17 protein-coding genes and 1 pseudogene are annotated in these 24,154 nt (G+C 58.0%); 12 read left to right on the top strand and 6 right to left on the bottom strand.

Going from position 1 to position 24,154, the window contains the following annotated elements; all coding sequences use genetic code 11:
• Nucleotides 1-133 precede the first annotated feature (133 nt).
• From JT360_RS06410 to JT360_RS06445, 8 genes are all read left to right on the top strand, one after another.
• A complete protein-coding gene (locus JT360_RS06410) occupies nucleotides 134-1,567 on the top strand; it encodes an NAD-dependent succinate-semialdehyde dehydrogenase (RefSeq protein WP_126087044.1) in 1,434 nt (477 codons plus the stop codon).
• Between the two features lie 6 nt (nucleotides 1,568-1,573).
• Nucleotides 1,574-3,118: a fumarate hydratase gene (locus tag JT360_RS06415; protein ID WP_214470752.1), complete on the top strand. Its 1,545-nt coding sequence runs from the start codon at nucleotides 1,574-1,576 to the stop codon at nucleotides 3,116-3,118.
• 494 nt (nucleotides 3,119-3,612) lie between these two features.
• The gene (locus JT360_RS06420; protein WP_095488146.1) at nucleotides 3,613-4,110 is read left to right on the top strand and encodes an Lrp/AsnC family transcriptional regulator; all 498 of its coding nucleotides are present in this window, start codon (nucleotides 3,613-3,615) and stop codon (nucleotides 4,108-4,110) included.
• A 1,404-nt stretch (nucleotides 4,111-5,514) separates the two neighbouring features.
• Complete coding sequence (locus JT360_RS06425) at nucleotides 5,515-6,375, top strand: DUF4231 domain-containing protein (protein ID WP_063169305.1); 861 nt, start codon at nucleotides 5,515-5,517, stop codon at nucleotides 6,373-6,375.
• Between the two features lie 9 nt (nucleotides 6,376-6,384).
• A complete protein-coding gene (locus JT360_RS06430; RefSeq protein WP_126080675.1) occupies nucleotides 6,385-6,891 on the top strand; it encodes a TIR domain-containing protein in 507 nt (168 codons plus the stop codon).
• A 676-nt stretch (nucleotides 6,892-7,567) separates the two neighbouring features.
• Entirely contained in the window at nucleotides 7,568-7,744 is a 177-nt protein-coding gene (locus JT360_RS06435; protein WP_164781893.1) for a hypothetical protein, read from the top strand.
• Between the two features lie 239 nt (nucleotides 7,745-7,983).
• Entirely contained in the window at nucleotides 7,984-9,390 is a 1,407-nt protein-coding gene (locus tag JT360_RS06440; protein WP_063169303.1) for an aminotransferase, read from the top strand.
• A gap of 845 nt (nucleotides 9,391-10,235) precedes the next feature.
• A complete protein-coding gene (locus tag JT360_RS06445) occupies nucleotides 10,236-10,961 on the top strand; it encodes a helix-turn-helix transcriptional regulator (protein ID WP_502845457.1) in 726 nt (241 codons plus the stop codon).
• Nucleotides 10,962-11,495: 534 nt separating this feature from the next.
• Here JT360_RS06445 and JT360_RS06450 read toward each other — a convergent pair.
• Nucleotides 11,496-11,777 (bottom strand): DNA -binding domain-containing protein, encoded by a 282-nt coding sequence (locus tag JT360_RS06450; protein ID WP_126105024.1) that lies wholly within the window; start codon nucleotides 11,775-11,777, stop codon nucleotides 11,496-11,498.
• 116 nt (nucleotides 11,778-11,893) lie between these two features.
• Here JT360_RS06450 and JT360_RS06455 point away from each other — a divergent pair, with 116 nt between their 5' ends.
• A complete protein-coding gene (locus JT360_RS06455; protein WP_126097360.1) occupies nucleotides 11,894-12,127 on the top strand; it encodes a helix-turn-helix domain-containing protein in 234 nt (77 codons plus the stop codon).
• A 435-nt stretch (nucleotides 12,128-12,562) separates the two neighbouring features.
• On the opposite strand, the gene JT360_RS06460 is transcribed toward JT360_RS06455, so the two are convergent.
• The gene (locus JT360_RS06460) at nucleotides 12,563-12,829 is read right to left on the bottom strand and encodes a DNA -binding domain-containing protein (protein WP_063169299.1); all 267 of its coding nucleotides are present in this window, start codon (nucleotides 12,827-12,829) and stop codon (nucleotides 12,563-12,565) included.
• Nucleotides 12,830-12,938: 109 nt separating this feature from the next.
• Here JT360_RS06460 and JT360_RS06465 point away from each other — a divergent pair, with 109 nt between their 5' ends.
• Complete coding sequence (locus tag JT360_RS06465) at nucleotides 12,939-13,157, top strand: helix-turn-helix transcriptional regulator (RefSeq protein WP_126105025.1); 219 nt, start codon at nucleotides 12,939-12,941, stop codon at nucleotides 13,155-13,157.
• A 738-nt stretch (nucleotides 13,158-13,895) separates the two neighbouring features.
• On the opposite strand, the gene JT360_RS06470 is transcribed toward JT360_RS06465, so the two are convergent.
• Both JT360_RS06470 and JT360_RS06475 read right to left on the bottom strand, forming a co-directional pair.
• A complete protein-coding gene (locus tag JT360_RS06470) occupies nucleotides 13,896-14,594 on the bottom strand; it encodes an OmpW/AlkL family protein (RefSeq protein ID WP_024505687.1) in 699 nt (232 codons plus the stop codon).
• A gap of 38 nt (nucleotides 14,595-14,632) precedes the next feature.
• On the bottom strand, nucleotides 14,633-16,795 hold the full coding sequence (locus tag JT360_RS06475; protein ID WP_127310559.1) for a prolyl oligopeptidase family serine peptidase: 2,163 nt from the start codon (nucleotides 16,793-16,795) through the stop codon (nucleotides 14,633-14,635).
• 706 nt (nucleotides 16,796-17,501) lie between these two features.
• On the opposite strand from JT360_RS06475, the gene JT360_RS06480 reads away from it, so the two are divergent.
• On the top strand, nucleotides 17,502-17,732 hold the full coding sequence (locus JT360_RS06480; RefSeq protein WP_127295339.1) for a hypothetical protein: 231 nt from the start codon (nucleotides 17,502-17,504) through the stop codon (nucleotides 17,730-17,732).
• 625 nt (nucleotides 17,733-18,357) lie between these two features.
• A complete protein-coding gene (locus tag JT360_RS33480) occupies nucleotides 18,358-18,459 on the top strand; it encodes a hypothetical protein (RefSeq protein ID WP_245463615.1) in 102 nt (33 codons plus the stop codon).
• A gap of 498 nt (nucleotides 18,460-18,957) precedes the next feature.
• Here the strand turns inward: JT360_RS33480 and JT360_RS06490 are convergent.
• A pseudogene (locus JT360_RS06490) lies at nucleotides 18,958-19,952 on the bottom strand (tyrosine-type recombinase/integrase); the annotation flags it as partial.
• Between the two features lie 311 nt (nucleotides 19,953-20,263).
• Complete coding sequence (locus JT360_RS06495) at nucleotides 20,264-23,635, bottom strand: autotransporter outer membrane beta-barrel domain-containing protein (RefSeq protein ID WP_127310561.1); 3,372 nt, start codon at nucleotides 23,633-23,635, stop codon at nucleotides 20,264-20,266.
• Nucleotides 23,636-24,154: the final 519 nt, after the last annotated feature.

Raw genomic sequence — 24,154 nt, forward strand, 5'->3', positions numbered from 1 at the left:
TCCAGATGGATTTCGGCAATATTCGATATTTGACCCGCCGCGACCATCGCGATGAAACTGGCTCAAGCGAGTTCAGCAGTTTCGATATCGAAACTGCGCTCGTATGCAAGAATTCAGTCAAGTGGAGCCCGTGATGTCCGACGCCAAGAGCTACGAGCTCTTCATTAATGGCAAATGGCGAGCCGGTGGTAGCCGAGCCACTTTGCCGGTGATCAACCCGGCGACGGAGAAGGTATTTGCCTCAGTGGCCTCGGCTACGGTTTCAGACTTGGATGAAGCTCTTGCCTCGGCAGAACGCAGCCGCAAGGCGTGGTCCTCACGACCCGCCAAAGAGCGTGGCGAGATCCTCGTCTCTGCCGCCAGCATTCTGGCAGAGAAAGCTGGCGCCGCAGCCAGGGACCTGTCGTCCGAACAGGGAAAGACGATTGCCGAAGCGACAGGAGAATACGCGCGCGCAGTCGAAACGCTGGAATGGAATGGCCGGCATGCCGATGAGTTGTCGGCCCCGATTCCGTTGGGCTCGAACAGGATGATAGCCCCCGAGCCGCTCGGTGTCGTCGCTGCATTTACGCCATGGAACTATCCGGCCGTTCTTATCGCCCGCAAGCTCGCCCCCGCGCTGGCGGCAGGCTGCCCGGTGATCCTCAAAGGGGCCGAGGAGACGCCAAGTGTGGCTGTCCATATCGTGGAATCTTTGCGTCAAGCAGGGATACCAGAAGGCGTGGTCAACCTGGTGTTCGGTGTTCCTGTGCATATATCGCGGCATCTGCTCAGTTCGCCAATTGTGAAAGTCTTGACGTTCACGGGGTCGACGGCTGTTGGAAAACAGCTAGCCACGCTGGCCGCGAATAATCTGCAGCGTTGCATCCTTGAGCTCGGTGGACATTCCCCGGTTATTGTGTGCGAAGATGCGGATCTGGCAAGGGCGATACCGGCTATTTCGGAATACAAATTCGAGTGCGCGGGCCAGAGCTGTAATGCGCCCAGCAGGATTCTTGTCGCCCGGTCCCGCTATGAGGAACTCCTGTTCCGGATGACGGAGGCGGTCCGAAGAATCAGGATCGGACCACCGGATGACCCTGCAACGCAAATGGGGCCAATGGCAAACGCGCGGCGAATAGAGGCCATGCAGCGCCTGACCAAGGATGCGGTAGAAGGCGGCGCCCGCATCGAGACCGGTGGCATCCCCCTTGACCGACCGGGGTTTTACTGGCCGCCAACCATCCTGACGGGCGTACCGAAGCAAGCGAGAGTGCTTCATGAAGAGCCGTTCGGACCGATTCTCACCGTGGCGCCTTTCGATACGATCGAAGAGGCGATCGAGGAAGCCAACGCCACCGAGTACGGTCTGGCCGCCTACTTGTTTACTGGCGCGGCCGATACGCAACAGAAGCTTATCAATGGTCTCTCTGCGGGCGCAGTTAGTGTGAATTACCTGAAAGGGGTTTCCGCGGATGCGCCTTATGGGGGCGTCAAGCAAAGCGGCTATGGATATGAAGGCGGCGAGCAGGGGGTGCGAAGCTTCCAGATTTTGAAAATGGTCAATGGCCTCGGTTCGTTTGGATAAAATCCGGTGGGAAACAGAACACGGACCATCGCCGGTAGCGACATCACAAGGAGCGTCGCCGACGCCCTTCAGTACATCTCGTACTATCATCCTCCAGATTATATCCGGTCTCTTTCTCACGCATACACGCGAGAACAGAGCCCGTCGGCGAAGAATGCCATAGGTCAGATTCTGCTGAACTCCCGCATGGCGGCCTTTGGGCGGCGCCCGATTTGTCAGGACACCGGACTTGTGGTTGTCTTCGCAAAGGTCGGCATGGATGCCCGCATTAAGTCAACGGCCAGTTTCGCTGATCTTGTGAATGAGGGCGTACGTCAAGCCTATCTCGATCCGGACAATCCCCTTCGGGCATCGATCGTTGCGGATCCCCTCGCTAGACGGGTCAACACCCGCGACAACACACCGGCAGTTGTCCATGTCGACCTGGTGCAAGGTAACCAGATTGAGATCACCATCGCCGCGAAAGGCGGCGGGTCGGAGAACAAGGCACGTTTTACCACCCTCAATCCCAGCGCCTCCGTTTCCGACTGGGTGGTCAATACCGTTTCGACTCTTGGCAGCGGGTGGTGTCCACCTGGACTGATCTCTGTCGGCATCGGTGGTAGCGCTGAAAAGGCGATGCTGCTGGCCAAGGAGGCCATGAACGAGCCCATCGATATGGCGGAACTGATCGCAAGGGGGGCGTCAGGCGCAGAGGAGGGGCTGCGGATTGAGCTTTATGAGCGGATCAACGCGCTTGGTATCGGCGCCCAAGGCCTTGGTGGTCTGACGACAGTCGTTGACATCAAGGTTGCGACCTATCCTACTCATGCAGCGTCCAAGCCTGTGGCGCTCATCCCGCAATGCGCAGCCAACCGGCACCTGAAGTTCACTTTGGACGGCTCTGGACCCATCAGCCTCCAGCCGCCCGATTTGCGCGAATGGCCCGACATCGGAACCGACGAATTGAACCCAGCCGGCGTCCGGCGGGTCAATTTAGATACGCTGACGAAGGAAGAGACGGCATCGTGGCGCTGCGGTGAAACGCTCCTGCTGTCTGGAAAGTTGCTGACGGGCCGTGACGCTGCCCACAAACGAATGGTCGAACTGATCGATGCCGGCAAGCCGCTTCCAGTCGATCTGCGGGGACGCGTGATCTACTACGTCGGTCCCGTCCGGGCAGTGAGGAATGAAGTCGTTGGACCCGCCGGTCCAACAACCTCCAGCCGCTTGGACGATTTTACGGACAAGGTGCTCGCCGAAACCGGCCTTTTCGCGATGGTGGGCAAAGCGGAGAGGGGACCGGCGGCCATCGCGTCGATTGTAAGACACAGAACGCCATACCTTGCTGCAGTGGGTGGCGCTGCGTACCTGATTTCAAAGTCGATTAAGGCGGCGCGGATTGTCGCCTTTGAAGACCTGGGCATGGAAGCCATCTATGAATTCGATGTGCAGGACATGCCCGTCGTCATGGCTGTCGATGTTGAGGGAAACTCCATTCACAATTCCGGGCCTCTTGAGTGGCGTAAGCGTATGGCGGCCGACAGCATCGCACGCAACATCGGTGTTTGAGTCTTTCCGGTTGGGCGATTTCGGCCAGACCCGAGCGCCAAATTATCGGGCAAGCCATAAGACGAGCGGCATTTGCGGTGCCCTGCGCCTCGGCGAGCCGGCCAAGCAAGGCCTTCAATTCACCCTAATAGTTGAATGTGCGAGTGAATACTGCATTGAGTATGCCGTCCATGCGATCGAGGGTCGAATGCAGTCGCGCGTCTATCAAGTACGGCAGCGAGATTCAAGAAAATCGGTTATCTATTTATCATGGTCTCCGCCGCGGCCGGCTATCCTCTCCAGCTGCATCATTGCCCCGTTAGGCGTCGGGGCGATAGCCAAACTACTTCTGCAGCTTTTCTCAGCTGATCGCTCTCCCTCAGCTGATTTTCGTACCCCATTCTGGCACATCTCGGGCCTGGAACGGATGCCTTCCACTGCTACATTCGCTCGTTTCAATTGATGATAGAATTGATCGGCACACAACGCGATGTCGATCGCTGAGAGCATAGGTTATGAAGTCGAAACCCGATCCCGTGCAACTCGACAGTTGGGACGTCCGGATTCTCTCCGAAATTCAGGCAGACGGTCGGATTTCAAAAAGTGAGCTTGCAAAACGAGTTCATCTTTCGGCATCGGCCTGTTCGGAGCGGCTCCGAGCACTCAAGGCCGCAGGGATTATTGAGGGATTCTATGCGCGACTGAGTCCTGCCCTCATTGGCGGCATGATCTTTGTGATGGTAGAGGTCGTGCTGGATCGTCATCGTCTTGAGGACCAACGACACTTCGAAACTGCAATCCAAGAGATTCCGGAAATCCTGGACTGCTGGGCAATTGGGGGGCGCGTCGATTATCTGATGCGGGTCGCATCTCCTTCTATGGCCGCCTATCAGGATTTCATGGAGGGACTGCTGCAGGCAGGCTTGGGGATTGATCAATACTATAGCCTTGTCGTCACGAAACCAGTGAAGTCCAATTCACCGATACCTTTGTCCGCACTGAGGCAACGGTGAAACCGAAAGTTTAAGTTTCAACGGCGTTTGGCACGGATCCCGTAGATTCGTCGGCAAAAGGCGCCCATTCCGACGAAACTCAAGGGACATTTGCGGTATACTATTTGCTGGAAAAAGGTGGCCGAGCGCTATCCGCCAGTTGATGGCGAGGAAGGACGATGCGCTTGAGCAATCTGGAACCGATCATTCCAGGAGACGGATCGAAGCAGCCATCGGACGCACTTGCCCAGCACGGTTACGGCGAGAAGCCAAACCGGATCGTGCCTGGTTGAGGAGGCGTCCATATCTAAGATGCGAAGTGCCGAAAAATGCCTCTACCGCTACTTCAAGGGGGGAACTTTCGCCCTGGATTGGCGATCAGTGGCGATTGAGCTTAGTCGCGGTCAGCGCATCCGTGTAGGGGGCGAAATCTACAGCGAGGGTTTGGCAAGCCGACGGGTAGCGGGAGTGCAAGCTGGCCCGCTCGGCCTTGGCGACCAACCCGGCCCTCGACGCCTGCGGACATTCGGAGATCGCGTTTTTACGTCCTAAGTTCGTTGCTGTTCGAGATTAGGAGATCGTCTGTCCTGTTTGACATTGCTGGTCTCCGCAGCCTTCTAAGCGAGGAGCATGGCTGTGCCGGGATCGCGTAGGTGGGTGACAAGGCCGGTCACTCCTGCCACCCGACGTGGTCTTTGAGAAGGTGGAGGTTGCGCTACCGGCTGGAGAGCATGGTGCCAGTTTTCACAAGACAAGGGTCGCTTAATCGAATGGGCGTCAAGTTCATAGATTGCGAACAGATCATGGGGGGATTTGAATAGTGCTACTGACCGAGGCAGAGCTGAAAAGAGTTGCGAATGCCAGTCGAGGACATAGAGCCGCATCGATCGTTCTAAAGGAAGAGACGGCCGCAGCTACAGCCAGATCGTCATTCGACGTTTTTCTGTCACATTCTTTCAAGGACGCAGAGATCGTTCTCGGTGTGAAGCGAATTTTCGAGGAGCTTGGGTTCACTGCTTACGTAGATTGGGTCGAAGATTCACAACTGGACCGCACAAAGGTCTCCTCGGCCACCGCCGAGTTGCTGCGGACCCGTATGAGGCAGTCAAAGACGCTAATCTATGTGCATTCAAACAATTCTCCAGGATCCAGATGGATGCCTTGGGAGCTTGGCTTTTTCGATGGGTTTCGGACCGCGGTAGCGGTTCTGCCCGTGGCAAAAAATTCTTCGGAAACATTCTCCGGGCAAGAATTTTTGGGCCTATACCCTTACATTGATGGGACAGGACCTGCATTCCTGTTTATGAACAGAGGGACCGCGCCTCGCTCAAGAGTAGGCTCTGTAAGCTCGACTGCTAACCTCACGTTTGCCAAATCCTGGCTTAAAGAATTTACCGCCACAAAATAGACTGGTGTGCTTCAAAAATGAAATATCCTGGACTCTATAATAGCGCCGACGTGGCATCCAACGAGCAGCAGGCGACGTTTCTCCGCCTGATCCGGGCAGAGTACGTTCTTCTTTTTTTAGCGTCGGTGCTCTCTTTGGACTTGTCGCCATCAAAAGCCTATTTCGGTGTCTATGCTGCGGTATTTCTTTGCTCAATGGGAGTCCTCATTTTCCGGTCGGTCACAAAGCCCGAGCAGGTCTGGTATCAGGCTCGAGCTCTTGCAGAGTCGGTGAAGACATTGACTTGGCGCTTCGCGATGCGAGCACAGCCGTTCGATGACGCGCGCGCCGCTGACGCCAGAGCTGATTTTCGAAAGCTCATGGAAGGTATCCTTGATAGCAATCGTCACCTTGGTAGCGCGTTGAGCGGCACCGATTCAGCATCCCCCCAAACAACCGACCAGATGATGTCGATAAGGGACTCCCCGCTAAAAGAAAGAAAAGACCTATATCTGCAGAGACGAATCTGCGACCAACGGAAGTGGTACGAGAAGAAGGCGCGCTCGAACAAGAGGTCCGCGAAAGTCTGGATGGGCCTTGGTATTTTTGCATACGCTCTGGGATTCTCGTTCATCGTAGTACGCATCGCTGACCCCGCGATGCCTGGCTGGCCGACCGAGCCGCTAATTGTCATCGCCGCCTCGCTTATCGGGTGGACCCAGATCAAGAAATTTAACGAATTGGCATCGGCTTACACGTTGACAGCTCACGAGATCGGCTTGACTGCCGACCTTATTACGGACGCCAACTCGGATGAGGCATTCTCCGCCGCGGTGAACGAAGCCGAACTGGCTTTCTCACGGGAGCACACCCAGTGGGTTGCTCGTCAAAACAACTAAGAGACAACAATGGCATACAGCGATCCGACCTATGTAATATTTGACGGCGATGAAGACGCTTGGGCATACCGCTTTATGAAAGGGTGGAATGCCAGCGAGAATGTGAGTTTTGAATTCGCGAACGCTCACGATCTGGACAATATGACGAGCCGAGCACAGGACGAAGATTATGTTAAACGCAATCTTCGCAACAGAATGAATGGATCGAGCCAGGTACTTGTCCTGATCGGTGAGAAAACGAAAAACCTTTTTCGCTTCGTGCGCTGGGAAATGGAATTGGCCCTTGATCTAGGTCTGCCGATAATCGCAGCAAACCTTAACGGCTCGCGGCAACAAGATGCGAGCTGTCCGCCTATCATCAGGGACAAATGTGTTGTGCACGTGCCGTTCAAGATGAAGGCCATCAAGCACGCGCTAGCCAATTGGCCCAGCGAATTTCATCGGCTTTCAAACGCTCAGCGTGGCGATGGCGCCAGGAGCTATGGCGAAAGCACCTATCGCGATCTCGGCTTATAATCGCCCACCTAAAAGCACTTAGCCGCCAAAACATCCTCGCCATCCGCTGGCGGCGACTAGCCTTAGCAACGTCCCCCAGCGTGTTCCGAGCTTGCCGAGCGATGATAAGAAGAGACGTCCGATTTGCTGAGTTTGGCTGAAAGCTGCAGGTCATGTGCAACCTATTAGAGGAGCCCCGCTCGAAGCGTCGGATCGTCAGACAAGATCATGTCGCGCGAGGGCGCTGGTTTCGCGAGGAAAAGGAGCGGCTGTTCGATGTTTGAGGCTTGATCCAGCGTTTCGAGACTGCACGAGCGGCCAGCATTGATGGAGGCAGCTTTTCAGGCCGCGCAATTCTGTCGGCTCGCCCCCTCCTGCGAGCCGCAGCTCGGCTCGCCCTGCGCAGCAACCACGAATTTGCGATCGCAAGAAAGGCAACACGCTGACGATAGAACTTGGCGGCGCTGGTCGGCTGCGAATCAAGATGTCAATGGCAAGGAGCTCTCGCCGCGCGTCTTTGCCGGGCCGAACCTTCTGGCTATGCTCCTTCGAGAAGTCTGCCGAGCACCAGCCGCCGCACCGCCAAAGCGATCAATATGCGCGAGGGCACGACCTCAGCCTCTCAGCGCTGGCCAACCAGGTTGGAGCCTGTGCCGCGGCACGGAACCCGCTGCCTGCTGATCGAGGCGAATGTGCTTTGCCCCTGATCACCTGCATTACCACCCTTGGGAACGGCAAGACCGATCCGGACCGTCAGAATGTAAGGGATGACCGGCAGTTCGGCGGAACATGGCCGCCGGCGCTCTATCGTGCCTCGCGCGGCCGGCGGGAACAGCGTCCCGAGCGCTATTCATCCGTCAATATCGCCCGCTAATCGGGCACTATGCTGGGCGCATGCGCGTCGTAAGCTGTTCGTGTTTGCATGACGCGCCCCCGACCCTCGGCTAAGGCGAACGTGACGCCTTAGTTTTCACGGCAATTCGGGCCGATCCCGCGAATTTCACGGCGAATAACCTGCATTCCCGAGAAACTCAAGGGACGTTTCCGGTATGCTATTTGCTAAACAGGTGGCTGGCCGAGTGCCCTCCGCCAATTTATCGCGAGGAGAGGGACATGCGCTTGAGCAATCTGGGAACCGAGCAACTCCGGGAGAAGGATAGAAGCTTCGTCTTCCATCCTTCTACGCATTTGGCCAAGCACAGCCGAGGCGAAACGCCAAATAGGATTATGGCCGGTGCGGAAGGCGTCTATATCTGGGACACCGAAGGCCGAAGGAGCCTCGACGGTTTCGGAGGACTCTACTGCGTCAACATGGGATATGGATGCACGGAGATCGCCGAGGCCATTGCCAGGCAAGCACACGAATTGCCGTTCGCACACGTCTATGCCAGCCAAGGTACGGAGCCGGTCGCCCTGTTGGCAGAGGCCGTGGTCGAGTATTTCGGTCAGAACATGCGAAGGGTCTATTTCGGCCTCTCCGGTTCCGATGCCAACGAAACCAACATCAAGCTGGTCTGGTACTATAATAACATTCTTGGCCGGCCCGAAAAGAAAAAGATCATCTCGCGAAATCGCGGCTATCACGGGTCTGGATTGGTCACGGGTAGCCTAACTGGCCTTCCCTTCTTTCACAATTTCTTCGACCTGCCTCTGGATTTGGTGCGCCATACAACCACGCCGCACTATTACCGCCAGGCGCGTGTCGAGGAGAGCGAGGAAGCGTTCTCCCGGCGCTGTGCCGATGAGCTTGAAGCCTTGATCCTGGCCGAAGGACCGGAAACGGTTGCAGCTTTTATCGGAGAGCCGGTACTTGGGACAGGAGGTATTGTGCCGCCCCCCAAAGGGTACTGGACGTCCATTCAAGCGGTGCTCGACAAATACGATATCCTTCTAATCGCGGATGAAGTGGTCTGTGGCTTCGCGCGAACCGGCGAGAAGTTCGGTTCCCACCTGTATAACATGCGTCCGGATTTCGTGACCATCGCAAAGGGTTTGAGTTCCGCCTACCTCCCCATCTCCGGGTCAATCATTGGCGACCGTGTCTGGTCGGTTTTGGAACAAGGAACTGAGAAGCACGGCGCACTCGGCCACGGCTGGACATATTCGGGGCACACGCTTTGTGCCGCAGCCGCGCTCGCCAATATTCGACTGCTTAAAGAAAAAAATATTCTGGAGCATGTCCGCGATGTTGGACCGTATTGGCAAGACCGGATGAAGGCCGAGCTGGCGGGACATCCCATCGTTGGTGAAGTTCGCGGAGTGGGTATCCTGTCGGCCGTGGAGATGATGCGGGACCCAAAACAAAGGATACCATTCGAACCCGACCTTCAGGTCGGGGTGCGCACTGCAGCTGCTCTGTTTGAGAATGGCGTCATCGGACGGGCCATGCCGCATGGCGACATCCTCGGTTATGCCCCCCCCCTGATCATTACCCGAAAAGAGATCGACATCATTGTCGACGCGACGGTAAAGTCGGTCGATACCACCTACCGCGCGCTGAAGGCCGAGGGTGCCGTATGATTTTGCGATCGCGAAGGAGCGAGTCCGGAGGCAGGCATGTCCCTGCGCGCTACTGCGCCGAGCAGACCCAAAACTGTTGAATTCCAGATATCTGATCTTGAGCATGCTCCGGGCTATTTCAGTCACGATTTGTAACCGAATCAGTTCTGCCGCCGCTGTCCTGTTGCCCAACGACCAGGACCTCTGTGCGGCGCGCCCTGCGGGTGTACCTCCCCGCCGGCAGGGCGCCCTTTTTGACCCACGTACTCAGTATCATTATGGCCCGTGCGGAATCGAGGGTCTGGTAAAGGTCATCTGCACGTTCCGATGCAGATTGAGCTTAGACGTGCCCTTTACATCATTGCAGCGGGCCACGGTCGCCGGTTCCAAAGTGCGGCAATGCCGAAGATTATCTTCCTTCACATCACAAAGAGCAGAATAATCATTGCGGTGAATTTTATCACGTCAGGTATATAAAAGGACGATACTCACACGCTACCCCGTTCACAAGGAAAGGCATTTTAATATTGTTGAGACGATTTCCTATCAAAGAAAAGAAAGCATCGTAACACTTCTTTGCGGATCACGGCGCCCCGGGTGGGGGATGAGCGGCTATCCGAATTGTTATGCTAATGCCGACCCAAATTCCTGCAAAAGCTGGGGTCAATGATGGCTTTTGGTCAGCGCAGGATGATTTCTCCTGATTTGGTCGGTGCAGGGGCGGTCATGACTTAATGCATGGCAGCATTCTGGAGCCCGGTCAGCCCAGCGACGCCCGCGAATTCAATCGCGTTTGTCGGACATACACGACGCAGCCGGAAGGCGTGCAGAAAGAGGAAGAATCGAGCGCGACGATGACGAGGGACATGCCACTTGTTTTCGAGACATTCCTTGAAAGACTGTCACAGAGTATCGATGAGGCAGATTTCCGGGATGCCATGGCTGAGGCGGCCGGACGACTTGACCTAATCTTCTTTGCCTACCTCTCCTTGCCAGCACGGCCTTCCGGCAAACCGAGGTTAATTTCGAACTATCCAACCCGCTGGACCAGACAGTATCTGGAAAATCAGTATGAGAAACTCGATCCTGTGGTCTTGCGTGCTCGAAATGGCGGCTGCCCGTTTCACTGGGGATCGAATTTGGGAGGCGATAAAATGTCGCCGGCTCAACAGCAGCTATTCGATGAGGCGGCTCAATTCAGCATCTGCTGCGGTTTGACGATCCCAATTGTCGATCTCCGCGGCCGCATCGCTGCGGTTACTTTTGCCGCCGATGAGCCTCGTCCAGTATTTCTTCGGGTCGCTGAGCGGTACGAACAAGCTCTTCAACTGATGGCGGCCTGCTTTCATCGTTGCGTTCGCCGCAAATTGCCGAGCGATCGAACAGTGGATGGGATTTCGCTGACATCCCGCGAATATGAGTGCCTGAGGTGGGCAGCGCGGGGTAATTCAGCCTGGGTGACCGGCCGCATCTTGGGTATCAAGCCACGCACGATCGCTTTTCATTTGGACAATGCCAAGAAGAAGCTAGGCGTGCGAACCCAAAATCAGGCTATAGCCCTTTTGGGGTCCGAAGGGTCCTCAATTCTCTGAGAAGCTTTTTGATCCCCTTGTGCTCGGGCCATTCGATCGCGCGCTTTGTATCGAGCGTTGACTGGATGCCGAGATCTTCTGTTCCGCCGGCTCGGGCGATGCAGCCGTATTCTTCCAGTCCGCGCCGGTGATCATAGTCTATGGGTGCTCGAGCGGGTGTTTCGTCGCTGACGAGCTAGTCGTGCGGTTATATAGTTTCCGAGGATGGCCCGCTTGCATACCTGCCTGCCGGTAATCTCTAACCCTTGACTTAGGGCGATGGCTATCGGTTATGCGGCTTGAAAGCGAAGAGGTGGACCCTTCGTCGAGCGCCGGTACGATATGGAGTGCTGCTCCGGGCTAATACCCATCCAGACAGAGCGGAACCTTCTATCACGTCAGACGCTCGGACAATTGCCAAAACCCGATTTCCTGGGAACTGAATTGTGCTCGCCACCGGGTCCATTTTGCCGGCGCGTCTATGGTGCAGGCCCCGATCAGCCTGACCAATGGCACAGGAACTGCCTGCTTCTATGACCGAGCACTGCGAATTTGTCAGCTGGCGAACAATTCCTTGTAGCCGCTCGTCACCATCCAGTTCGCACGGTCGAGATGACTACGAAGCGCCTTCCTGGCGCGCTCCGGTTCAAGTGCCGGATCAATGCCGAGGATCAGTTGGGCCATTTCCTCTTCGGGCGCCTCATCGGCTGAGGCGTCCAGGAGCCTCATATAGATGGTAAAGTGCGCCCTGTCGTAGGCGGTAAGACGGTCAGACCAAGGGACTTCGTCGAGCAGTGTTGAGCTTTGAGTCCTATCTGTTCCCGTTGATCGATTCATGTCTGCCGCGAACCTCGCATGTTGATCGCTGGATCCAAGGCAGAATATCCCAAAATGGGATAATCCGAAACGGGGATTAGTCGCTGAGCCGGTCTCTACCTGACCGGTTCACCTAAATGCCCAAATCTCTTCGATCTCCCCGCCACCAGCGGTTTCTGGCCCAGTTGATCTCACTGCGCAATGTCAAAGGGCTGACGCAGGCGCAGGTGGCTGAGAAGCTTGGTCGTCCGCAATCTTTCGTGGCGAAATATGAGGGTGGCGAGCGGCGTCTCGATATCATTGAGTTTCTCGACGTAACTGCGGCCCTCGATGCTGATCCGTGTGAGATTCTATTGAGCCTGCGCACGTAGTGGGCGCCCGCGCCCATCACCGCGCGTGCCGTGTGCCGGTGGGTCGAGCCCCGCTTTTCTTGGCTCTGGCGTCTCGACCATTCCGCTGCGCCTCCTAGCGCGTCGTTAGACTCTCGCAATTCGCTCTATTTGTGCCTTTCCCAGCAGGTGGCGCCGCATCCTTCTAGGCCCGCCGCGGCGTCCCGCAACCCTTAGCCAGCTGTGAGCTTTCAGTAGGTTGTCCATCCGGCCCTTCGGATGCGGTGCGGCTCAGACGGCGGACCCGTTCCTGTCATGATTCGCCGACGCACCCATTCCTGGGAAGCAGCCATTGGCGAGCGGAGGACAAAATGATGAGACAGCGAAGTGCTGGGCATCCGCGCTGTGGTGATACGTCGATGCATGGTGTTACGCGACTTCGTTGCTTGAAGCGAAGCGACCGCACGGCCCATTTCGTCAACTGGCGAACAAATCCTTGTAGCCGCTCGTCACCACCCAGTTTGCACGGTCGAGATGACTGCGAAGAACGTTGCGTGCGCGCTCAGGTTCGCGTGCCGGATCAATGCCGAGGATCACTTTGGCCATTTCCTCTTCAGTGGCGTTGTCTGCCGAGGCGTCCAGGAGCCTCATATAGGTTGTAAAGTGGTCCTTGTCGTAGGCTGTAATGCGGTCCGACCAGGGGACCTCGTCGGCGAACGGCGTGTTCGATCTGGGCTGCAACATCGCTAATTCTATCTCCGGCCAATGGACCCGCGAAGCCCTGTGCCTGCTAAATGTGGATTACATATTATAGTTGATAAACTCAAGCCGCCTGATCCGCTGGCTTGCGTGCATGGATATGCGCAAGTTGGTCGGACGGAATGTGCAGAGGATCAGGCAAAGGAAGCGCCTGACGCAGGAGCAGCTTGCGGAGATTTCCGGGTTCAGTCAGCAGTACATCAGCGGCTTGGAGAAAGGCCGAAGAAATCCGACAATTATCACGATCTATGAACTGGCATTGGCCCTCGGCGTCAGCCACATGGATCTGGTTCGGCCCGACAAACAGGGCTGATGCACCCGCCCTCCAAGTAGCTGGCGGCCTGATGGCGCGCGCCGGATGCTTGTGAACCCACGCTTTTCTTAGGTCCCCCGGCAGCCCCTGCCATTTAGCTCGCCCTCGCGCGGGCGCATCCTATTGGACAGTCGGACGCTGCGTTTTTGTCAGCTTTTCCTGGGACGTGGGGTGGTCGGCATTCCCTTTTAGGCCCGCCGGCCTGCCGCAACCTTCGCTCTCGCTTCAGGGTCCTTCTCTTGTTTACGGTCCTTCGGATGCGGTCCGCCTCTTTCAGCGGGCCTAATCGCTTTCTGTTGCCCGCCCCACGGGGACAGGCACGCGAGACTAGTATGGAGCGTTGCGGTTAGCGCGCGAACAGCAAAGGAACCGAAAAAACAGGCAACTGTCGCAGTATGGCTGAACCAGCCATCGTGTCGGCATCTAGGAGCCGCGTGTTCGCCTTGCGCTGACACGAAGCTCAGACATGACGTCCGGGAGACGATGCTGGCAAATAGTCTGGCTGAAGCATTCCACCCACAATACCAAAGCCCGTCCCGATTCAAAGCGCTTCTGAGCACTCCATCTCAGGCGCGGGGCCAGCTGGCCAGTTCACCTTCTTGGTCCGCCGGAAGAGAGCCCCGCCCTCTCGACAATCGGCTTCATGAGGTCTCGCCCTGCAGTGTCGACCGTAAAAAAGGGCGCGCGAGGCGCCCTTCATTTAAACCGGCAGTCGGGAAGCAGACTTCACTCTGATATTCAAAAGCGGTAGGTGACACCTGCGCCTATCAGCCAGGGATCGAGCTCCGCCTTCCCCGTCAGCTTCGCGCCGGCCACCGTGACGTCGAAGTCCGGCTTCAGGAAAAGCTTCTTCACGTCGAAGTTGAGGCCCCAGTGCTGGTCCACCATGTAGTCGAATCCGACCTGCAGCGCCGTGCCGAACGTGTTCTTCACCTTGAGAGCATCAGCGCTGCCAGTGTCCTGGTTGTAGAAGATCGTGTAGTTCACGCCGGCGCCGACATAAGGCTTGAACGCGCCGAGATCGGTAAAATGGTACTGCAACGTGAGCGTCGGCGGCAGCAGCCAAACTTTGCCGATGTTGCCCAACCCTCCGATCGTCCCTTGGCCCGCGATGTTGGCATAAGTGGTACCGAGTATGAGTTCGGCGGCGATGTTGTCGGTGAAGAAATACGAGATATCGAGTTCCGGCGTCACCGTGTCCGAATACGAAAGACCGGAGCCGGGAAGCGTATCAACGTAGCCCAGATCTTTCGTAACGACGCCCAACGCCCGCAGGCGGACCTGCCAAGGGATTGGCGCTTCGGTGACCGAGGCTCCCGTCTCCGCCAGGACGGTCTCTGCTTGCGCAGGCTCCGCGGCGACGGCCTGCTGTCCCACCATGATCAGGGCCACCGCCGCTGCTGTTGCCCGCGCTACGCCCATTCGCGTTCTCGCCATGAGATTCACTCCTTGATGTTCAGAAAGGATGCACTGCACTATTTCGTCTCCTGCTCGAATGAATTGTTGATGGACCTCAAATGCCCCTCTTGCGTTGCAACGCGTTCCGCCGTCTCCGGAAGGTGATCGTTGAAGCCGATTGCGCTGCGGAGAAAATTGGTGCCTAGACTGATGAATGCGGCTTGCTCCCGATTGTCCTCGCCGCAGCCGTGCCCGCCTGCGCTGGCCTCGTAGAAGTAAGCGGGATAGCCAAGAGCCTGCAGTTTTGCGGCCATCTTGCGCGCATGGCCCGGATGGACGCGGTCGTCGCGTTTCGTGGTGGCGATCAGGATAGGCGGATAGGGCTGTCCCGGCGCTGCGGCGTGATAGGCGGAGATTTCCTTCAGGAAAGCCCAATCGTGAACCTTGTCCGGATCGCCATATTCGTCGATCCAGCTCGCGCCCGCCAAGAGCTTGGTGTAGCGACGCATGTCGATAAGCGGTGCTGTGCAGAACAGAGCCCCGAAATGCTCAGGATAGCGGGTCAGCATGTTTGCGATCAGCAGGCCGCCATTTGAGCCACCCTCGGCGGCAATCCGCCTCGGCAGGGTGATGCCCCTTCGCACGAGGTCGGCGGCAACGGCGGCGAAATCGTCATGGGCGAGACGCTTGCCCTCCCTGCGCCCGGCTTCGTGCCAGCGGGTGCCGAACTCGCCGCCGCCGCGGATGTTCGCCTCGACACACGTGCCGCCGCGCTCGAGCCACAGCTTGCCCAGCGGGGAGTTGTAGTAGGGCAGGAGTGATACGCCGAACCCGCCATAAGCGGAAAGGTGAATCGGAGCATCTCCGTTCCCGTTCGCCGGACCAACCTGCGTATAGGGGATCAGCTCATGATCGATAGAGACTGCCTCGTGGCGCGTGACCACCAGTCCGGATGCATCGAAATTCTCCGGGCTGCGCTTCAGGATTGCTGAAGCGCTGAGAGACGGCGCGGCATTCAGATCGAACAGCAAGAGCTGCGGCGGCGTGATCGGATCCTGAGCACAGATCAGGACCTCTCCATTGGTCTCGTGAACTGCCGCATCGAATGACCAGACGTCGACAGTACCTTCGGCGGGCAGGGTGTTCAGGACTCGGCGCGTCCATTCCTGGTGGCCGGGAGTGAACATCTCGAAACGCGGTGCGAGATTGACGAGGTAAGAGATAATGAGCTTCCCGTCATTCCAGAAGAATGACTGCATGGAGCGCCTTTCCCCTGGTTGAAACAGGGTCTCAAAACGGCGTCCGCCAGCGAGGAAAGAGGAAAGCGAGATGACGATCAGCGCGTCGGCGGGATGGGTGGTGCCTCCCACCGTCCAGGGCTTGCGCGGCCTTACCGCCAGCCAGTCGCCGAAGACCCGCCACGACGCGTCGCGAGGAAGATCGATCTGCCTCCTCGGCCCGCTCCTATCGCCGATCCAGCTGATCTTCTCGAAGAAGGCCGGCTGCTCGATGAACCAAAGGCGCTCGCTGCGGCCGGTGCGGTCCGAATGACCAGAGACTTGGAAGCTTTCGAACCCGGCCTCGAAGATTGCCGGCGTGGTGAGGGGATCCGCGTCACGCTTCCACAGTCGAACGGTGCGCGCATAGCCGGAGCGGGTGGCCATGCCATTACCAAGCGCACTGGAAAGCAGAAGCGTGTCAGGGTCCAGCCAATTAACGTAGCCTTTGGCCTCGGGGAGGTTGAAGCCGTCGGCGACAAAGCTCAGAGAGATCAGGTCGAATTCGCGATGCACGACCGCGTCGCTGCCGCCGCGCGACAGGCGCAGAACGGCTCTTTCCCGTCTCTCCGGCTCGATGGACGCGCCGTCCCAGATCCAGTCCTCTCCGTCGCTAGCCGCGAGAGCATCCAGATCGAGCAGTAGCTCCCATTGGGGATCCGCCTTCATGTAGGCGGCAAGGGTGGTCCGGCGCCACAGTCCGCGTGGATTACCGTCATCTCGCCAGTAATTGTAGAGGTACTGACTACGGCGCGCGATCAGGGGAAGATTGTCGCGATTGTCGAAAATGGCTGTCAGAGCCGCGCGGTCGCGCTCGAACTGCGTTCCACCGAAGTGCTTGAGAGTCCTTGCCGATTGGCCGGCGGCCCAGGCAAGTGCCCGCTCGCCCTCTACATCTTCAAGCCAGACATAGGGATCGTCGTCGGGAGCATCCAGCGTTGGACGGACATCAAATGCGTTCATGTCCGGACAGCCTTCAGAAAGAAGGGATAGAGGCTTCCGTCGGCTCGGGAACGCTCAGTGCTGGTAGCGGCGCCCACATGTTCGAAAAGCGTGATCATTGATGAGTTCTTTCAGTCGGTGCGGCATCGCAGTGCTTTTGCGCATAGGACCGCAACCGTCGTGCCAACTGGGAAAATCGTTTCGGAACAATGCGATCGCTCTGGAAGCGTTGTGTCACATGTCCGACATCGTCGAGAATCCGACAACGAGTGCTCCTCCTAATCACCGATCAACCTCCGGCGCCAGGCGGTGACACCGTGCAGAACTCGAGCAGTGAAGCTCATTGGTGAACCTGGTTGACGCCCAACATCTTCGCTCTGGAGCGCTTCACGCACACGGATTCATCGCAGACACCATGATGCGATCGATGCGGTTAGAGACCAAGCTGGCTGCGCCTGTGAGTTTCAGCCGCCAGCTGGAAGCAGCTGAGTTCTGAGGAGAAGGGTGGGGCACCCCTTGGGCGACCTGATGGTTGCCCAAGCCCTGCCGCAATCTTGGCCTGCACCGTCGCCTGGATTGCTGTCGATCAAGCCAGGAAGCTGCATTCGGGCGAACGCATGGGGCTGGTCCCCATGGCAACTTGGGCTGATGTGGGGCCGTCCGATATGCGATACGAGGGTCTAGGATAGGGGAGCTCGGGCTCGGTAGTATCTCAGCGAGACGGCTAATGGTCGACGAAGTCTTCCTGACGCCACGCATTGGTATGCCGCAGCAACAGGGGCAGTGCGGACGCAAGTCTGGTTGTGAAATCGGCTGCTACAGGGGCATGCCGCGCTTCATCTCCATACCGTCAGCGAAGAAAGCGCGGCGCGAGCATCACCAAAGAGAAGCGGCGCGCCTTTCGTTTTGCGGTCCACTGACCAGTCGGCTTCACCTGTACAACTACGGGCTGGCATAGCGTGAAACTTGGCCCCCAATGGCGGAAATTTCCCCCAGGAGACCTAGATGACTAAGCTTATTGCACCCGGGCTACGACAACCTGCCCACCACCAGCGTCGAAGCCACCGCCACGCCACCAAGTCTTCAGGGAACGTCCTGAACGGAACCCAGCCGGGTACTCCTATCAAAGCGACTCCCTTCGCATGCTCAGGCCGCGCTTGCTGTCGCTGCGCGGGACCGACAGCCTGCTTCTGCCCTGCACAGTGCCGACGACACATGCTTCGACGAAATGGCGTCATCGAGGTCGGGTGGCTTCGGCGCCGGTGCTTTGCCAAATTGCATGTTTGGACGTCCGTGGGGGCGGGCAAGGGGGCACAGTCGTGCCTGCAGTTCTCGTGACTGGCCCAGCAAGTCGAGTTCGCAACCGCGCACCACATTCGGTCGACGAGATGAAGGCTTTTGCCGCCAAGTTCTCTGCCTGGTCCGGCGAAAGCTATACGCTCGCCGCGTAATGGCTGGACATGATAGCCGACGCCCGTCCGAATGGCGGCGGCTTTTTCGTATTATATCGACCTGATCGGCCAGCTTCGCGGGAATGCCGGGGCTACGACTTTGAATGGTCATTTGGCGGCGGAACGGCTATGATGATCCAGATCGGCCATCGTGAAAGCCACGACATCGATATTTTCCTCGACGACCCTCAATTGCTCGGTCATCGACCATCCCAAAAGCCACCTGCACTTTGAAACGATGCCGTCCGACTATTTGGGGGACGGGCTTCGGTTCCAGAAATTCGCCTTCGAAGACGTTGGCGAAATCGACTTCATCGTTGCCGGAGCGCTAACAACGAAGCCGTTCTAGACCCGCGTGGTGGAAGGCAGGACCGTGCGGCTCGAGACCATCCCGGAAATCATCGCCAAGAAGGTCTATTACCGGGGATTTCGGAAGCCAACCCGCGCGACATCTTCGACATCGCCGCCGCAGCCCGGTCGCAATTGGACGAGGTCGTCAACGCTCTGCGTGCGCTCCCAGAACAGGTCGCTCGAACCAGACAGCGGATGGAAAAACTCACCAATGAATTCGTCGGCCGCGCCATTGCACAGCTGATGATCATGCCCTGACTACGAAGCGTCGGCCGCCGACAGTCTGGACGCAGCGTTCGCTGTGCTCGACGAGGTGTTGTCATCACTCAAAGAACCTGACCCCCACGACCTAGCGACCAACCGAGGGAGGGGAGGGGTTTCTCAGAGCCCGGACGCCTTGGTGAGGTTGGTCCGGAATCTGCCGCGCCTCCGCTGATATTTGCGGGTCATCTCGGCCGAGGCATGGCCGAGCTGCTTCTGCACGTAACGCTCCTCGACGTCGGCCGACGAGGCAAGTCCGGCGCGCAGCGACTGGCCCGAGAACAGCAGCGCCCGTTACCCTTCCGGGAGATCGGAGGGGAGGCCGGCGGCGATCGTCACCTGCTTGACCAGGCGGGCGACGTGCTTGTCGGAGAGCCGTTCGACGTCGACGGTCTTGTTGTCCTTGAAAATGCGGCGGAACAGGGGTCCACGTGCGATGCGGCCAAAGCGGATCCAGCTCTCGAGCGCGACTACGGGGTAGGTGTGGTCGCTGGAGCCGCGGCCGACCTCGACCTCGCGCCAGCCGGTCTTGCCGCGCAGGGTGACCAGCAGCCCTTGCCGTCAAAAATCTCGATCCAGCCGGCGCCATCGCTGTTGTCGTCGCGCATGACGTCGAGACCGACGATCTCGGAGCGCCGCAGGCCGCCGCCACAGCCCAGGAGCAAAATAGCGCGGTCGCGTAGGCACCTGAGGTCGTGGCCGAGCGTGGCGATCATCGCCAGGACCGCCTCTTTCTGCCGCGGTGGCTTTTGCGTGCTTGCGCGGCGAATGCCGGCAAGAACCGTATAGATATGCCGCTCCGCGTGGTCCAACGGCCGGCCGCGCTGGGTAAAGTTCCAGGCGAGGCCGGAAAGCCGCCGCTCGATGGTCGCAACCGAAAGGGCAGGGGCGCCACGCTTCGGATCGCCGGCGGCGGTGCCCAAGGCACAGGCGCTGATATTGAGCCTGATCACCTTCGAGCCCGGAGGCAGGGGATCGAAGCCAGCGCGCCGGCACCAGGAGGAAAAATGCCGCCAATCCTTGGGGTAGGCGTCGCGCGTGTTCTCCGAGGTGGCGTTGTAGCCCCTCGCGGTCTCGACCAGTTCCTGGACATGCGCCGGGACTCTTTGAGCCGGGTCTCCATCTCCTTGTAGAGCTTGTCAAGCTCGCCATCGACTGGCTTCAGGTCGTCGATTGAACATTGCGTCATCATAGGCTTTGTGCCTTGTTGTAGCAGGCATCGTCCGTTCGCGCGGCGGACACAGACATCACCGTCGCTGAGCCGAGAACGACGGTAAAAGAAAATGCACTCACTGACTTCATAACCAATCTCTTTTGCGGGTGATTTAGAAACGGACGCCGAGCTTGGCGCTGAACCCGTGTGTCTGGGCATCCGAGGCGATCTGTCCCTGATAGGCGATGCCGAACGTCGCGTTCTCGGTGATGTTTACGTCCAGCCCAGCTTCGAGCAGAGCTGCGTTCTTTGCGATCGGCACGCCCTTGATGGCGAAGGAGGAACCGCCAGCAAAGGCAAGAGCGGTATCCGGCCGAGGGTCAGTACCGTCGACGCACGCAGACCTAGCGTGGTAAACGCCGTGTCGCTCGAGCGATCCCCGCTCGACAAGGCGGCTGCGCCGCCCTTCTCGGTGAAGCCATCGGCGTCAAAATTCACATAAGCGAGATTAGCGTAGGGCTCGAAGGAAGCCGAAGCCGTATTGATACGGTAGCCGAGCTCGCCAAAGGCCTGGAACGTGCCGGCGTCGTAATCGGCCGAAAGGCTGTCGGCGAAGCCTGGAAAGACCACGGACCTGCCGGTCTCGATGCTGTGCCAGGTATAGGCAAGGCCGGAACGAAAACCGAGATTGCCGTTTTGCGTGCCGGCAACAAGACCGAGATGGTAATTCTCGCTCGAGCCCGACGACGCGCGATCGTCCGCCTCCAAGGAGGTATGGCTGTAGCCGCTGATGAGGCCGAGCCGCCAGCTTTCGCCGACAGCCGCGTCACCGCCAGCCAGAAAGCCGCCTGTCGAGTGATCGAGACCGGCGGCATTGCCGTCGCTGTCGAGATGACCCCAGGCGCCGAAGCCACGGCCCCATACGGCGAAATTCTCACTCGTTGCCGGGGCCAGTTCCAGACCACCCAGCCCATAAGTCATCACCGGAACGCTGGAGGCACCGACGCCGTCGAACGCCGCACGGATCCGTTCGCTCGCGGCATCGCGTACAGAATGACTGTCCTCGATGAGGCCGCTATGAATGGAAGCATGAACCTCGCCTGATAGCATATCGAAAGCGTTGCGGGCTTCCGGCGCCGTCAGGAACAGGATGTTGTCCTGGATCGGATTACCGCTTCCAAGCGCCTGAGCCGCTGCGGCGACCGAGCGTTGATTGAAGGTGCTGGCTACATCGGCAAATGCCGTCGATGTGCGGCTGATATCGAGATAGACATTGTTGGCATCGTAGACGAGCTGGAAATCGACGAAGGGCGTCGCGTCTGTCGCCAGAGCCCCCGTCAGCCCGCCATAGGTGCCGCTTACGCCGCCTGCTGCGGAGAGCAGAGTATATCGGGCATCGACCGATAGCGTTCCCTGCCGCAGCAGCTCGATCTGCGCGCCGCTGTCGATCGCCGCTGCTCCGCCAACATCGATGAGATCGGACGACCTTGCGAGGTCGACCTGATAGATCGATCCGGACTGCTGCGCGAAATCGCCCGTGACAGTCAGTGTGGTGACGATCCTGCTCGGATCGGTCGCACTGCCAGGAGCGACCGTGCCGCCCTCGGAAATGGTGACCGCACCGTAGGTGCCGCCGCCTGCGACGACACCGCCGCTGTTTGCGATAGCCGTGCCCCCGATCTGCCCGTCATTCCCGAGAAAGCCGGACGTGGTCGCATCATGGGAAAGCACACCTGTATCGGCAAGCAGCAATCCCGCGCCGGAACCGACCGTCGTCATGCCGGAAAAATTGTTCTTTCCGCTCAGCGTTTGCACGCCACCGGCAACGAATAGTTTGCCGCCCATATTATTGTTATCAACGTCGAGGTCGTTGATGCTGCCGGCGAAAGTGTCGTTCGAAGCCGTTAGCACCAGGGTACGCTTGCCCAGTTCGACCGTTCCGCTGCCACTCAGGCTACGAATACGGGCATCGTTGTAGGCGTCGGAGATTCCCCAATAGTCGCTGCCATTTCCATGTTCGGAGATATCGAACGTGCCGTCTGCAACGACTTTCGCTGACCGTTGGATGTTGCCGAGCCCCGCAAGCGAGAGATAGGCATCCTGAGCAATATTCGTCTCGCCGGTGTAGGTGTTGACATTCGTCATCCGGACCACCGTCTTTGTATCAAGCGTCAGCGATCCGGAGCCGGAGACGACACCCGCTATGCCGAACCCGCCCTCATTCCCCATGCTCGTCGTGATCCTGCTCAGACCGGTCCCTTCGGGTGCGGATGAATCGGTAGAGAAGTTGCTGGCAGTGACGAAATGTGACGTATAAGCGGTATACTTCTTCTCCAGATCGAAAATGACCGATCTGTTTTTGAAGAAGTCAAGACCGGCAACAAAACTGGTCTGGTCATTGGGTTGTTCCGTCGTGCCGCTGGTGTAGGTGAAGTCGATATTGTCCAGCCTTACCGGATCGCCATCCGTTCCTGCGATTGTAACGCTCGGGATGTTGCCCGATGCGCTTACGATCTCGCGTTGCTCATTTCTCCGAACATTTTTAAGTTTGACGCCCGCATCCTGAAATTGCTTCAGCATCGCATCACTGATCTCCAGACTGCCACCGCCCGGTGTGCCGGTGTCGAGCAATACCGCGGTCTTGTTGGGGTCGGTGATTGGTGGGGCTCCATCCTTAACCGTGTACTGCAGATTGTAGCTGCCTTCGTATTCGGTCGAGGCATTGGCGCCAGAGCCAGGAAAATTCTGATAAGAATCCTGATCTTTTTCCTCGGGTTCTCCCCATGGCATGGCATTAGTATATTGGGCCCGGAGGCTTGGATTGAGGTTGACAATCGTGCAGGGGGAACAGCCAGGCGTTTGGTCGCTCTCGGAATCCGGATTCACATTGGCGGAGACCACGTAGCCAGACCTGGTGACACTGCCCATCATGCCCCAGACACTTGTCTTGCCAAGAAAATCGCCGGCCCCGAATGTACCTGCGAAATCGCCGCCTTCGTCTGCCATCTTGCCAGCGGTCATTTTCGCCCGCTGCTCCTTATCGGCGTGATAAGGTTCTTGGAGATCCTGACCATACATATCTTTAAGTCCATCCGTCACGGATCCCGGCGTGCACTTAAGATTGTTGTCCTTGCAATACGCATGGGTATAGACAAAATCGAGAATGCGAGCAGCCCGGTATTTCTTATCGCTTACAGACGGCCCGTCGATTGTTATCTTTTGATCTGGATCGACATATGTAAATTTATCAATTTCCACGTTCTGAAGCTTATTACCATACGTTCCGTCCCCGTACGTATATACGTAAGGCGTGTCGGCAATCGGGCGGACCCCGGTCACCTCTGACCCGATCTGCGTGTTGAGCTGGTCCGAGCCCGTGTCGAATACGTATCGCTGCGCGTTGCCATTGTTGATCTTGGCCCAGATGCCCAGGCGGTCATGGCCTTCCCCGACATACTCCAGCGGGATCGAAATCGGGTCGTCGGCCAACGCTTCTCCAGTTGGAAATGCTACCAGACCCACCCCGAGAGACACAGCCGGCAGGAATACCGTCGTCATCGCGGTGGTTGCCGCCAGAAAGTTCTTTGTCCTGAAACAAGCCTGCATACCTGGTCCTCGAAAAAGTCTCGCAAACTGATTGATCATTGGAACGGCCTCCTGAATTGTTTAACGAGACCCTTTATGGCGGCCCTGGCTGACAACAGCCTGAAAGCTGCAAGCGGCCTGCGAGAATGGGGCGATCCTGAATGACGACAGATGCTGTCAACAATGGATGAGTGCTCGGCCTGAAAGCTGAGCACGCGTTATGCTCAGGCTGCTGACAAGGCCAAAGCAGCGTAAGTGCGGAGTGAAATCCAAGGTCCACATGGGTCGTCGCTCTTCCCGTGCGCCTGGGAAGGCGCCGGCCCGGCCAAGCTTTCCCAGATCGTCCGGATGGCGCACAAGATACCGGTTCAGGTCGATCGAGATGGAGGCCGAGGCGTATGCCAAGGCGGTCGACTGCCTGACGAAAGATCAGAATGCGTCGCTGGCGCTCTACGATTTCCGCCGGCAGCGAGCTCAGTCTCCTGCCGGGCATCCGTGTTTACTGGCGACGAGACACAAGATGTGCCCAAATTGCCACCAGACCGTCACCTGCGATGAGTTTCGGCAACTGATTTTGTC

This window comes from Mesorhizobium sp. dw_380 (assembly GCF_018588885.1).
Classification (GTDB): Bacteria; Pseudomonadota; Alphaproteobacteria; order Rhizobiales; family Rhizobiaceae; genus Mesorhizobium.